This is a genomic window from Pseudomonas sp. GW821-FHT09C09, assembly GCF_059418105.1.
In genome coordinates this window covers 43,124-55,555 of record NZ_JBWKPF010000003.1, presented here as the reverse complement: position 1 = coordinate 55,555, position 12,432 = coordinate 43,124, and the positions used below count along the sequence as shown (strand labels likewise).

13 protein-coding genes are annotated in these 12,432 nt (G+C 62.0%); 8 read left to right on the top strand and 5 right to left on the bottom strand.

Annotated elements, in window-relative coordinates:
* Positions 1-13 precede the first annotated feature (13 nt).
* Positions 14-967 (top strand): homoserine kinase, encoded by a 954-nt coding sequence (locus AC07NR_RS09965; RefSeq protein ID WP_495078496.1) that lies wholly within the window; start codon positions 14-16, stop codon positions 965-967.
* Positions 968-1,009: 42 nt separating this feature from the next.
* Here AC07NR_RS09965 and AC07NR_RS09960 read toward each other — a convergent pair whose 3' ends face one another.
* On the bottom strand, positions 1,010-1,939 hold the full coding sequence (locus tag AC07NR_RS09960) for a zinc ABC transporter substrate-binding protein ZnuA (protein ID WP_085713039.1): 930 nt from the start codon (positions 1,937-1,939) through the stop codon (positions 1,010-1,012).
* A gap of 57 nt (positions 1,940-1,996) precedes the next feature.
* Here AC07NR_RS09960 and zur point away from each other — a divergent pair, with 57 nt between their 5' ends.
* Genes zur through AC07NR_RS09940 form a run of 4 tightly spaced genes read left to right on the top strand, consistent with a single transcriptional unit; the run spans position 1,997 to position 4,796 of the window.
* Complete coding sequence (zur, locus tag AC07NR_RS09955; protein WP_011331783.1) at positions 1,997-2,479, top strand: zinc uptake transcriptional repressor Zur; 483 nt, start codon at positions 1,997-1,999, stop codon at positions 2,477-2,479.
* Entirely contained in the window at positions 2,479-3,264 is a 786-nt protein-coding gene (gene znuC, locus AC07NR_RS09950) for a zinc ABC transporter ATP-binding protein ZnuC (RefSeq protein ID WP_065260667.1), read from the top strand. The genes zur and znuC overlap by 1 nt, the downstream gene beginning before the upstream one ends.
* Complete coding sequence (znuB, locus tag AC07NR_RS09945; RefSeq protein ID WP_065260666.1) at positions 3,257-4,045, top strand: zinc ABC transporter permease subunit ZnuB; 789 nt, start codon at positions 3,257-3,259, stop codon at positions 4,043-4,045. Before znuC ends, znuB begins: the two co-directional genes overlap by 8 nt.
* Before the next feature lie 37 nt (positions 4,046-4,082).
* A complete protein-coding gene (locus AC07NR_RS09940) occupies positions 4,083-4,796 on the top strand; it encodes a PA5502 family lipoprotein (RefSeq protein WP_114880890.1) in 714 nt (237 codons plus the stop codon).
* Positions 4,797-4,834: 38 nt separating this feature from the next.
* Here AC07NR_RS09940 and katE read toward each other — a convergent pair whose 3' ends face one another.
* Entirely contained in the window at positions 4,835-7,042 is a 2,208-nt protein-coding gene (katE, locus tag AC07NR_RS09935; protein ID WP_495078495.1) for a catalase HPII, read from the bottom strand.
* Positions 7,043-7,236: 194 nt separating this feature from the next.
* Here katE and AC07NR_RS09930 point away from each other — a divergent pair, with 194 nt between their 5' ends.
* The 3 genes from AC07NR_RS09930 to AC07NR_RS09920 all read left to right on the top strand — a co-directional run bounded on the left by AC07NR_RS09930 (position 7,237) and on the right by AC07NR_RS09920 (position 9,766).
* Complete coding sequence (locus AC07NR_RS09930) at positions 7,237-8,244, top strand: methionine ABC transporter ATP-binding protein (RefSeq protein ID WP_085713036.1); 1,008 nt, start codon at positions 7,237-7,239, stop codon at positions 8,242-8,244.
* Positions 8,244-8,918, top strand: coding sequence for a methionine ABC transporter permease (locus AC07NR_RS09925; RefSeq protein ID WP_495078494.1), 675 nt, complete (start codon positions 8,244-8,246; stop codon positions 8,916-8,918). The genes AC07NR_RS09930 and AC07NR_RS09925 overlap by 1 nt, the downstream gene beginning before the upstream one ends.
* Positions 8,919-8,995: 77 nt before the next feature.
* Positions 8,996-9,766: a MetQ/NlpA family ABC transporter substrate-binding protein gene (locus tag AC07NR_RS09920; protein ID WP_495078493.1), complete on the top strand. Its 771-nt coding sequence runs from the start codon at positions 8,996-8,998 to the stop codon at positions 9,764-9,766.
* Between the two features lie 61 nt (positions 9,767-9,827).
* On the opposite strand, the gene AC07NR_RS09915 is transcribed toward AC07NR_RS09920, so the two are convergent.
* The 3 genes from AC07NR_RS09915 to AC07NR_RS09905 are packed head-to-tail and all read right to left on the bottom strand — an operon-like array spanning position 9,828 to position 12,426.
* A complete protein-coding gene (locus tag AC07NR_RS09915) occupies positions 9,828-10,463 on the bottom strand; it encodes an SCO family protein (RefSeq protein WP_085733848.1) in 636 nt (211 codons plus the stop codon).
* Positions 10,460-11,359 (bottom strand): heme o synthase, encoded by a 900-nt coding sequence (gene cyoE, locus AC07NR_RS09910; protein WP_085713033.1) that lies wholly within the window; start codon positions 11,357-11,359, stop codon positions 10,460-10,462. The genes AC07NR_RS09915 and cyoE overlap by 4 nt, the downstream gene beginning before the upstream one ends.
* The gene (locus tag AC07NR_RS09905; RefSeq protein ID WP_423204620.1) at positions 11,347-12,426 is read right to left on the bottom strand and encodes a COX15/CtaA family protein; all 1,080 of its coding nucleotides are present in this window, start codon (positions 12,424-12,426) and stop codon (positions 11,347-11,349) included. Before AC07NR_RS09905 ends, cyoE begins: the two co-directional genes overlap by 13 nt.
* Positions 12,427-12,432: the final 6 nt, after the last annotated feature.

The following is a 12,432-nucleotide window of genomic DNA, read 5'->3' as shown; positions in this document are numbered from 1 at the left end:
GCAGTTTTTAACCATGTCTGTGTTCACCCCCCTGGCTCGGCCCGAGCTGGAAACCTTTCTCGCCCCTTACGGGCTCGGCCGTCTGCTCGATTTCCAGGGGATCGCCGCCGGCAGCGAAAACACCAACTTCTTCATCAGCATGGAAAAGGGCGAGTTTGTCCTGACCCTGGTCGAGCGCGGCCCGGTGCAGGAAATGCCGTTCTTCATCGACCTGCTCGACGTCCTCCACGAAGCCGACCTGCCGGTGCCTTACGCACTGCGCACCACCGATGGCGTCGCCCTGCGCGAGCTGAAAGGCAAACCGGCGCTGCTGCAACCGCGTCTGGCCGGCAAGCACATCAAGCAGGCCAACGCCCAGCATTGCGCGCAGGTCGGTGACTTGCAGGCGCACCTGCACCTGGCGACCCAGGGCGACAGCATGATCAAGCGCAAGACCGATCGTGGCCTGGACTGGATGCTGGAGGAGGGGACCGAGTTTCTCTCGCACCTGAGCGACGAGCCGCGTGCGCTGCTGCAAAAGGCGCTGGACGAAATCACCCGACAGAAAGAGAAAATTCTCGCGTTGCCGCGGGCGAACATCCACGCCGACCTGTTCCGCGACAATGCGATGTTCGAAGGCACGCACCTGACCGGGCTGATCGACTTCTACAACGCCTGTTCCGGACCGATGCTCTACGACGTGGCGATTGCGTTGAACGACTGGTGTTCAGACGATGATGGCCTGGTCGACGGCCCACGTGCGCGGGCCTTTCTGGGTGCCTACGCGGCACTGCGCCCGTTCACGGCCGCCGAGGCAGAGTTGTGGCCGACCATGCTGCGCGTGGCGTGCGTACGGTTCTGGCTGTCGCGGTTGATCGCGGCGGAATCGTTCGCCGGGCAGGACGTGCTGATTCACGATCCGAAAGAGTTCGAGCAGCGGCTGGCGCGGCGTCAGCAGGTCAACACACCGCTGCCATTTGCCCTGTAAAAGAAAAAGACCGCAGCCTGTGCAGGCTGCGGTCTTTTTGTATCAGAGCGACTCCAGGCAACCCGCCAGATCATTCCCCAGCTTCTCCAGCACCTGCTCATAACCTTGAGCCGTCGCTGGCGTATACCCGCCCAGTGCATCCAGTTCCGCCAGCTTCACCGGCAGGCCCGCCACCAGGGTTTCCGCCAGACGTGGGCGCAATGGCGGCTCGCTGAACACGCACGTCTTGCCGACTTCCTGCAACCGCGCACGCATCGCCGCCACATGCTGAGCGCCCGGCTGTACTTCCGCCGCCACGCTGAACACACCGGTGTGTTTTAGGCCGTAGGCATCTTCGAAATAGTCGAAGGCTTCGTGGAAGACGAAGTAGGGTTTGCCTTCAACACTGGCCAGACGTTTCTTCAAGCGTTGATCCAGTGCATCGAGACGCTCGTCGAACGCCTTGGCGTTGCTCTGGTAGCGCTCGGCATTGGCAGGGTCGGCAGCGCTCAGGTCAGCGGCCATTTTGTCGGCAATAACCCGCGCGTTCACCGGCGATAGCCACAAATGCGCATCGAGGGTGCCTGGGCGGTGATCGTGATCATGCTCGTCGGCGTCTTCGGCGTGGGAGTGGCTGTCTTCGGCGAAGCGGCGCAGCTTCATGCCCGGCAGGTCCTGCACGGCAACGCTCGGCAGCGTACGACCATTCAACACGCGGGGCAGGAAACCTTCCATGTCCGGGCCGATCCAGTACAAGAGATCCACCGATTGCACCTTGCGCACGTCGGAAGGGCGTAGCGCATAGTTATGCGGCGAGGCCCCCGGCGGCAGCAACACCTCCGGAATCGCCACACCGTCCTGTACCGCAGCGGCAATCAATTGCAGCGGCTTGATGCTGGTGAGGACTCTGACTTCGGCCTGGGCCGAACCGATCAGCAGAAAACTGGCGACAAAGGCCACAAAAACAGAAAAAAGTCGGGACACGATGACCACTCAAGGAGGCGAGAACGGGTAACATAATAACGTCTCTAACCAAACTCGTCGCCGCTCATGCCTATTACCCCGATTGCCAGCCGTCCCCACGACCACTCTCATTGCGTCCACAGCGCCCTGTCCGAGGCCGATGCCTTGTGTGCACAGAAAGGCCTGCGCCTGACCGCATTGCGTCGGCGGGTGCTGGAACTGGTCTGGCAGAGCCACAAGCCGCTGGGTGCCTACGACATCCTCGCCGTGCTCAGCGAGCAGGACGGGCGCCGCGCTGCGCCGCCGACCGTATATCGCGCGCTGGATTTCCTGCTGGAAAACGGTCTGGTACACCGCATCTCCTCGCTGAACGCCTTCGTCGGTTGCGTTCATCCGAAGCATTCGCACCAGGGCCAGTTCCTGATCTGCCGCGAGTGCCATGCGGCGATCGAGCTTGAGCAAAAAACCATCAGCGACGCCATCGTCCACAGCGCCAAGGACGTCGGCTTCATCGTCGAGGCCCAGACCGTCGAAGTGGTCGGCCTCTGCTCCGGTTGCCGGGGGGCTTGATGAGCGATGCGTTGATCCGTCTGGAGCAGGTGGCTGTCCGGTTTGCCGGGCAGAACGTGCTGGACAACATTCACCTGAGCGTCGAGCCGGGGCAGATCGTCACCCTGATCGGCCCCAACGGCGCCGGCAAGACCACGCTGGTGCGCGCCGTGCTCGGGCTGCTGAAACCCGATAGCGGCAGCGTCTGGCGCAAGCCGAAACTGCGCGTCGGTTACATGCCGCAAAAGCTGCACGTCGATCCGACCCTGCCGCTGTCCGTGCTGCGCTTCCTGCGGCTGGTGCCGGGCGTCGATCGTCCGCGTGCGCTGGCGGCACTCAAGGAGGTCGGCGCCGAGCACGTCATCGACAGCCCAGTGCAAAGCGTGTCCGGCGGTGAAATGCAGCGCGTGCTGCTGGCCCGGGCGCTGTTGCGCGAGCCGGAACTGCTGGTGCTCGACGAACCGGTACAAGGCGTCGATGTGGCCGGCCAGGCCGAGCTGTACAGCCTGATCACCCGGCTGCGCGACCGCCACGGTTGCGGCGTGCTGATGGTGTCCCACGACCTGCATCTGGTGATGAGCACCACGGATCAGGTGGTGTGCCTCAACCGTCACGTCTGCTGCTCCGGGCATCCCGAGCAGGTCAGTGGCGACCCCGCTTTCGTCGAGCTGTTCGGCAATCACGCGCCAAGCCTGGCGGTCTATCACCACCATCACGACCACGCCCACGACCTGCACGGTTCGGTGGTCAAAGGGCCTGTAAAAGGCCAACCTCACGTTCACGGAGATAGCTGCAAGCATGGCTGATTTTCTGTTCTACGCCCTGCTTGCAGGTCTGGCGCTGGCGGTGGTCGCGGGGCCGCTCGGCTCGTTCGTGGTCTGGCGGCGCATGGCCTATTTCGGCGACACCCTGTCCCACGCCGCACTGCTCGGCGTGGCGCTGGGCTTTCTGCTGGATGTCAGCCCGACCGTCGCGGTCACCGTGGGCTGCCTGCTGCTGGCGGTGCTGCTGGTGACCCTGCAACAGCGCCAGCCGCTGGCGTCCGACACGTTGCTGGGCATTCTTGCGCCGAGCACGCTCTCTCTCGGGCTGGTGGTACTAAGCTTCATGCATGAAGTGCGGATCGACCTGATGGCCTATCTGTTCGGCGACCTGCTGGCGATCAGCCCGACTGACCTTGCCTGGATCCTCGGCGGCAGCGCGGCGGTGCTGGTGCTGCTGGTGACGCTGTGGCGGCCGCTGCTGGCGATCACCGTGCACGAAGAACTGGCCCGGGTCGAAGGCCTGCCGGTGGCCGGATTGCGCATGGCGCTGATGCTGTTGATTGCGGTAGTGATTGCCGTGGCGATGAAAATCGTCGGTGTATTGCTTATTACGTCGCTGTTGATCATCCCGGCAGCTGCGGCACAACGTCACGCCCGTTCGCCGGAGCAGATGGCACTGGGCGCGAGCCTGCTGGGCATGCTCGCCGTGTGTGGCGGGCTGGCGTTGTCCTGGTTCAAGGACACCCCGGCCGGCCCGTCAATCGTTGTGACGGCGGCCGCACTGTTTCTGCTGAGTTTTGTTCTGCCCCGTCGAGGGGTGTAGACTTGCTCGTTTTTTGCGCAAATAGAGAGTCGCAGGAATGAAGCCGTTCGCCTCCCGTTATCTGCTCCTTGTCGCATTTTCAGTGCTGCTGGGCGCCTGCCAAAGCACGCCGCCGGTGGCCGAAGCCCCCGATGCGCGGGCCACGGCCATCGCGCAGCTGGAGCAAAGCCTGGCCAGCAGCGAACTGGCCACTGCCGAAGACCAGTTGGCAGCCTTGCAGGCCGAAACGCCCAACGATCAGTCCCTTGAGCAATACCAGCGCCAGTTGGCCGAAGCCTATCTGCGCCGCAGCCAGATCGTCCTGCAGAAGGGCGATGTGAATGCTGCCGCAACCGCTTTGGCCCGGGCCCGCGCGCTGATGCCCAAGGCTCCGGCGCTGACCGGTGGCGTCAACGGCGCCATCACCGAAGCGCGCAAGGCTGAGCTGGAAAAAGCCGAAGCAGCGCTCCTGGCCGCCGAGGCCAAGCCGAAAGCCAAGGTGATCGATCCGACCGCCGAGAGCACCACGGTTGCGCTGAATATCAACGATAGCCGCAAACTTCGCCGTCAACTCGACGCGATCGCCGCCGATGTGGTGAATTACGACTGTGCCGTGAGCATTCAGGCACCGCGCACCAATGATTACCCTTGGCTGGCGACGTTGATCACCAAACGCGTGAAGAAACTCGATCCGGATTTCGATCTGCAGATCGAGAAACAGATTCTGCGCACAGTCCCGGCACAGATGGTTCTGAGCCCGCGCAAACCTTGAATTAACCGCAGCCTGCTGATCGCAGGCTGCGGTTTTTTTCAGGCCGGAATTGCCTTGGCTTTCGCCTCCCGATCCCAGACCCGATGCTGCCCGATCGCCGCAAAGAACGGCTTGGTCAGCGCTTTCACTTCCTTGCCTTCGATCAACCCGGCATCCGCCTCCAGCTTCAGCACGTCCAGCAACTGTTTGGCCTCGCCGTGCAGGGCAATCGCCTTCAGGTGCTTGTACGCCTCCAGCAGGTAATGCAATGCCACGCCGTCTCCGCTCAACGCCTTGACCGACGCCGCGCCGCCCGGCACGAACACCGCGTCGAACGCCACTGAAGGCAAGCCTTCCATCGACGCATCCACCGCCAGACTTTTACCATCGGCCGTCTTCACTGGCGCCGAGGTCGGGCCGAGCAATTTGGCATGTGCACCTTCCGCCGCCAGAGCCTTCTTCATTGCATCAATCGCGGCACCGTCGACGCCATTAGCCGCCAGAATCGCCACTTTTCGCGTCTTGATGTTCTCCGGCAACAGGTTGGCCTGACTCAGCGATGGCGAGTGATCCAGTGATGTTTTCGGCACATCGACCGTGCCTTTGGCAGGCACCGGCAACCCAAGGTTGTGCGCCACGCGCTTGGCCAGTTCCAGGTCGATGTTGGCCAGAATCTCGTTCACTTCCCGGGCCCGGATGTGTTCCCGCTCAACCTTGCCCAGTTCGAAGCTGTAGGCCGAGATGATGTGTTCCTGCTCGTGCTTGCTCATGCTCTTGAAGAACAGCCGCGCCTGGGAGAAGTGATCGCTGAACGACTCGCTACGCTGACGGATCTTGTTGGCGTCGATACGCTCCGGATAGCTCTCGAACCCGCCGTCTTGCGCGGCTGGCGGGGTTTCTTTCGGCCAGCCGCCATCAATCGAGTTCGGCTCGTAGGACGCACGGCCCTTGTCGATCACCGTGCGGTGCTGGGCATCGCGCTGGTCGTTGTGGAAGGGCGCCACCGGACGATTGATCGGCAGCTCATGAAAGTTCGGCCCGCCGAGTCGGCTGATCTGCGTGTCGGTGTAGGAAAACAGCCGACCTTGCAGCAGCGGGTCATTGGAGAAGTCGATGCCCGGCACGATATGCCCGGGGCAGAATGCGACCTGCTCGGTTTCGGCAAAGAAGTTGTCCGGGTTGCGGTTGAGGGTCATCTTGCCCAGTGGTGTGATCGGGACGATTTCCTCGGGAATGAGTTTGGTCGGGTCGAGGATGTCGAAATCGAAGTCGTGCTCGTTTTCCTCCTCGATGATCTGTACGCCAAGTTCCCACTCCGGGTAGTCCCCGGTCTCGATGGCTTCCCAGAGATCGCGCCGATGGTAGTCGGTGTCTTTACCGGCCAGCTTCTGCGCTTCGTCCCACACCAGCGAACAGGTACCGGCGGTGGGGCGCCAGTGGAATTTGACGAAGCGCGACTTGCCCTCGGCGTTGATCAGCCGGAAGGTGTGCACGCCGAAACCCTGCATGCTGCGCAGGCTTTTCGGGATGGCCCGGTCGGACATCGCCCAGATGACCATGTGCGCGGATTCCGGCACCAGCGACACGAAATCCCAGAACGTGTCGTGGGCCGAGCCGCCGGTAGGCATTTCGTTGTGCGGCTCGGGTTTTACCGCGTGGACGAAGTCGGGAAACTTGATCGCGTCCTGGATGAAGAACACCGGCATGTTGTTGCCGACCAGGTCGAAGTTGCCTTCGTCGGTGAAGAACTTCACGGCAAAACCGCGCACGTCGCGCACGGTATCGCCGGAGCCCCGTGGTCCTTGCACCGTGGAAAAACGCACGAACACCGGTGTTTTCTTTCCCGGATCCCGAAGGAAACCGGCCTTGGTCAACGCCGAATGATTCTCGTAGGTCTGAAAGAAACCATGGGCGCCGGTACCGCGGGCATGGACGATGCGCTCGGGAATCCGCTCATGGTCAAAGTGCGTGATTTTCTCACGCATGATGAAGTCTTCCAGCAGCGACGGCCCGCGCGGCCCGGCCTTGAGGGTGTTCTGGTTGTCCGCGACCTTCACGCCCTGGTTGGTGCGCAGGGCCTGGCCGGTGGCGTCGGAACGAAATTTTTCCAGGCTATCGAGTTTGGCGTTGGTGTTGGCGCGATCCGGGGTATCGGTGCCGGCCAGTTGGCTTTTGTCTGTGGCAGGTTTTTTCGTACTCATCAGTCGTGAACTCCTGTCTGCCCCGGCGTTGCGCCGGGACGCTCGAGTGGTTCCCGGGCACGGCACCCAGGGTTTTCAAGTCGCTTACCTAGTGACTGACGAGGGTTTTGGGCGTTCCTTTTTTATGACCTTTGATCCTGTTATTGCCAAATCGAAGGTTAATTGCGAAATAAATGCTAAGAACCTCTATACGGACAGGCTAAAATGCGCGCCCGGCTAACCGCTGATCCTTTTCTAACGCGCCCCACAAGGTTCGCTACGTGATCGAGTTTCAAAACGTCCATAAGACTTACCGCGTCGCCGGTAAGGACATCACCGCGCTGCATCCGACCAGTCTCTCCATCGAGAACGGTCAGGTGTTTGGCCTGATTGGCCATTCCGGCGCGGGAAAAAGTACCCTGCTGCGTCTGATCAATCGCCTGGAAGATTCCAGTGGCGGCAAGATCATCGTCGACGGCGAAGAAGTCACCGCGCTGGACGCCAACGGCCTGCGCCGTTTCCGTCAGCAGGTCGGGATGATTTTCCAGCACTTTAATCTGCTGGCATCCAAGACCGTGGCCGACAACGTCGCGCTGCCGCTGACCCTGGCCGGTGAACTGTCCCGCGCCGAGATCGACCAGCGTGTGGCCGAATTGCTGGCGCGGGTCGGTCTGTCCGATCACGCGAAGAAGTACCCGGCGCAGTTGTCCGGTGGCCAGAAGCAGCGCGTCGGCATCGCCCGCGCCCTGGCGACCAAGCCGAAAATCCTGCTGTGCGACGAAGCCACCAGCGCCCTCGACCCGCAGACCACCGCTTCGGTGCTGCAACTGCTGGCCGAGATCAACCGCGAACTGAAACTGACCATCGTGCTGATCACCCACGAGATGGACGTGATCCGCCGTGTCTGCGATCAGGTGGCGGTGATGGACGCCGGCGTGATCGTCGAACAAGGTTCGGTGGCCGAGGTGTTCTTGCATCCGAAGCACCCGACCACCAAGCGTTTCGTGCAGGAAGACGAGCAGATCGACGAAAGCGAGCAGCGCGATGACTTCGCTCACGTGCCGGGCCGCATCGTGCGTCTGACCTTCCAGGGCGAAGCGACCTACGCGCCGCTGCTGGGTACCGTCGCCCGGGAAACCGGCGTGGACTACAGCATCCTGGCCGGTCGCATCGACCGCATCAAAGACATTCCTTACGGGCAATTGACCCTCGCCGTCACCGGTGGCGACATGGAAGCGGCGTTCGCCCGCTTCACCGCCGCTGACGTTCACATGGAGGTGTTGCGCTAATGGCAGACCTGATGAGTTTCTTCACCAATATCGACTGGTACGAAATCTGGCTGGCCACTGGCGACACCATGATGATGCTCGGCGGTTCGCTGCTGTTCACCGTGTTGCTCGGCCTGCCGCTGGGCGTGCTGTTGTTCCTCTGCAGCCCGCGTCAGTTGCTCGAAGCCAAAGGCGTGTATGCATTGCTGTCGCTGGTGGTGAACATCCTGCGTTCGTTGCCGTTCATCATTCTGTTGATCGTGATGATCCCGTTCACCGTGCTGATCACCGGCACCTCGCTGGGCGTGGCCGGTGCGATTCCGCCGCTGGTGGTGGGTGCGACGCCGTTCTTCGCGCGTCTGGTGGAAACCGCCCTGCGTGAAGTGGATCGCGGCATCATCGAAGCGACCCAGTCCATGGGCGCGACCACTCGCCAGATCATCATGAACGCGTTGCTGCCGGAAGCCCGTCAGGGCATTTTCGCAGCGATTACGGTGACGGCGATTACACTGGTTTCCTACACGGCGATGGCCGGTGTGGTCGGCGCCGGTGGTCTGGGTGACCTGGCGATCCGTTTCGGTTACCAGCGTTTCCAGACCGACGTGATGATCGTCACCGTGGTGTTGATGCTGATTCTGGTGCAAGTGCTGCAAATGGTCGGCGACCGACTGGTCGTGCATTTCTCGCGCAAATAACCCGGTTTGGTAATCAAAAAATGAGCCGGCCATTCGCTGGCAGGTGCCACACGGGCACCTCAAAAGGAGTTAGCTGAATGAAAAAACTGATCGCTGCTTTCGCTGCCGTAGCCGCTTTTTCGGCTCACGCTGAAACCCTGACCGTAGCTGCCACCCCGGTGCCGCACGCGGAAATCCTCGAATTCGTGAAGCCGGCACTGGCCAAAGAAGGCGTGGATCTGAAGGTCAAGGTCTTCACCGATTACATCCAGCCGAACGTGCAGGTGGCCGAAAAGCGTCTGGACGCCAACTTCTTCCAGCACCAGCCTTACCTCGATGAGTTCAACAAGGCCAAGGGCACCAGCCTGGTGGCCGTGACCGGTGTGCACCTGGAGCCGCTGGGTGCCTACTCGAGCAAGATCAAGAAAATCGAAGACCTGCCAGGCGGCGCCAACGTGGTGATCCCGAACGACGCCACCAACGGCGGCCGTGCGCTGTTGCTGCTGGACAAGGCGGGCGTGATCAAGTTGAAGGATTCGAAAAACATCCTGTCGACCGTCAAGGACATCGCCGAAAACCCGAAAGACCTGAAGATCCGTGAACTGGAAGCCGCGACCATCCCGCGTGTGCTGACCCAGGTCGACTTGGCGCTGATCAACACCAACTACGCGCTGGAAGCCAAGCTGGATCCGTCCAAGGACGCGCTGGTCATCGAAGGCAACGACTCGCCGTACGTGAACATCCTGGTGTCCCGCGCGGACAACAAGGACAGCGACGCCATGAAGAAACTGGCTGAAGTCCTGCACAGCCCGGAAGTGAAGAAATTCATTACCGAGAAGTACAAAGGTGCGGTTTTGCCGGCGTTCTGATTCGGACGCTGCAACGAAAAAGGGGACGCCAATGGCGTCCCCTTTTTTGTGCGTTCAGCGTTTACTTGCGGTTCAACATCACCGGCAACTGCGCAACCAGCTTGGCATTATTCAAAGGCGCCCGAATAAACCCACGCTGCGTCCCATCAGGCCCGATCACCGCCAGATTCCCACTGTGATCAACGGTGTAATTCGGCTTGCTGGTATCCGCCGGAATGAACGGAATGCTCACCGCATTCGCCACCTTCTGCAGCTCCTCGATCGACTTCGGCGTCAGACCAATGAACTGCGGATCGAAGTAACCCAGGTACTGCTTCAACTGCGCAGGGTTGTCGCGGTTCGGGTCGACGCTGACCAGCACGATCTGCAATTTATCCACTGCATCCTTCGGCAGTTCGCTCTTGATCTGGCGCAACTGGGCGAGGGTGGTCGGGCAGATGTCCGGGCAGAAGGTGTAACCGAAGAACAGCAGGCTCCACTTGCCCTTGAGCTCGTTGACCGTGACCGGTTGGCCGTCCTGATTGGTCATCGTCACGTCCGGCAGGTTGCGGCTCTGCGGCAGCAGGATGATGCCGGCGTCGATCAGCGCGGTCGGGTCGCCCTGGCCCTTGCCGCTCAGCACTTTGTTGACGGTCAGGCCGAGGATCAGCGCGATCACGGCCACGAGGATGAAGACGGTTTTCTGGGTTCGAGTCATAGGTTCAACAGTAAGTAGTGGTCTACGAGCAGGGCGATGAACAGCAGAAACAGGTACCAGATAGAGTACTTGAAGGTGTTGATCGCCGCGTGCGGCCGAGTGCCACGGTACAGCACCACGGCCCATTGCAGAAACCTTGCGCCCAGCCCGAGGGCGCAGATCAGGTATAGCGCGCCGCTCATGTGGATCACGTACGGCAACAGGCTGACCGCCAGCAGGGCGAAGGTGTACAGCAAAATGTGCACCTTGGTGTAGTGCTCGCCGTGGGTGACCGGCAGCATCGGGATGTCGGCCTTGGCGTATTCCTCCTTGCGGTGGATCGCCAGCGCCCAGAAGTGCGGCGGGGTCCAGGCGAAGATGATCAGCACCAGCAGCAGTGGTTCAGCGCCGATATGGCCGGTAGCGGCGGTCCAGCCGAGCAGCGGCGGTGCGGCGCCGGCGAGGCCGCCGATGACGATATTCTGTGGCGTCGCGCGTTTGAGGAAACCGGTGTAGATCACCGCGTAGCCGAGCAGCGAGGCCAGGGTCAGCCACGCGGTCAGCGGATTAGTGAAAGTCAGCAGCAAGGCCTGACCGAGCAGCGCCAGCACCAGCGCAAAGGTCAGCGCCGCCGTGGGCGAAACCCGGCCCTCGGCCAGCGGCCGTTTGTGGGTGCGCGCCATGACGGCATCGATGCGCCGGTCCACCACATGATTGACCGCCGCCGCACCTCCGGCACACAGCGCGATTCCCAGGTTGCCGAACACCAGTACCGTCCACGGCACGCCGGCGCGGGTCGCGAGGAACATGCCGACCAGCGAGGTGATGAGCATCAGCACCACGACTTTCGGTTTGGTCAGCTCAAGATAGTCCCGCCACAACGCCTGTGCATGACGCTCGCCGATCAGAATCGCCATGGCGTCTCTCCTTTTAGGGTGATGGGCGCGGCCGAGGGTTTACGCGGGCTCAGGCGCCAGCGCGCGAGTATCGGTTGCTTGACCCGGACCAGACTGGTTCGCGCGTGATAGTTGACCAGCACCATGGTCAGCAGCAGCGCTGCGCCGCCGGCGTTGTGCGCCACGGCCACCGGCAGCGGCAGATGAAACAGCACGTTGCTGATACCGAGGGTGATCTGCGCGCCGAGCGCAACCAGCACCAGCCCGGCCAGTCGCGTCATGCCCACCCCTTTCAGTTGCCACGCCAGACCGAGCAGGACAAGCGTCACCAGCAGGGCGCCGATGCGGTGGGTCAGGTGAATCGCCGTGCGCGCATCGCTGTCGAGTTGCCCGCCGAGGTAGTTGGGGCCAATGTGCTGGGTCAGGTGAAAGCCGTTGGCGAAATCCGCCGGCGGCAGCCATTGGCCGTGGCAGGTCGGGAAATCGATGCAGGCCACTGCCGCATAGTTGGAACTGACCCAGCCGCCGAGGGCGATCTGCCCGATCACCAGCAGCAATCCAGCGGTGGCCCAATATTGCAGACGCTTGGGCACGGTCAGCGCCGGCAACACGCCGGACAGCCTCAGCGTCAGCAGAAACAGCAGGCTCAAGGTCGCGAAGCCGCCGAGCAAATGCCCGGTCACCACTTGCGGCCAGAGCTTGAGCGTCACCGTCCACATGCCGAACGCCGCCTGGGCGAACACCACCGCCAGCAGAAACAGCGGAAGTTTCAACGGTTGCCCGGGATGCCGCCGATTGACCCACGCACGCCCGGCCAGAATCGAAATCAGCATGCCCAAGGTGCCGGCGAAGTAGCGGTGGATCATCTCGTTCCAGCCTTTGTGCGCCTCCACCGGCGAGTCGGGGTAATGCAGTTCGGCATGGGCCAGTTGGGCTTCGCTTTTCGGCACGCTGATGAAGCCGTAGCAGCCCGGCCAGTCAGGGCAGCCGAGGCCAGCGTGGGTCAGGCGGGTGTAGGCGCCGAGCAGCACCACGATCAGTGCCAGCAGGGTGGCAAACAGCGCGAGGCGAAATCCAGGTTTGGCCATGACGAT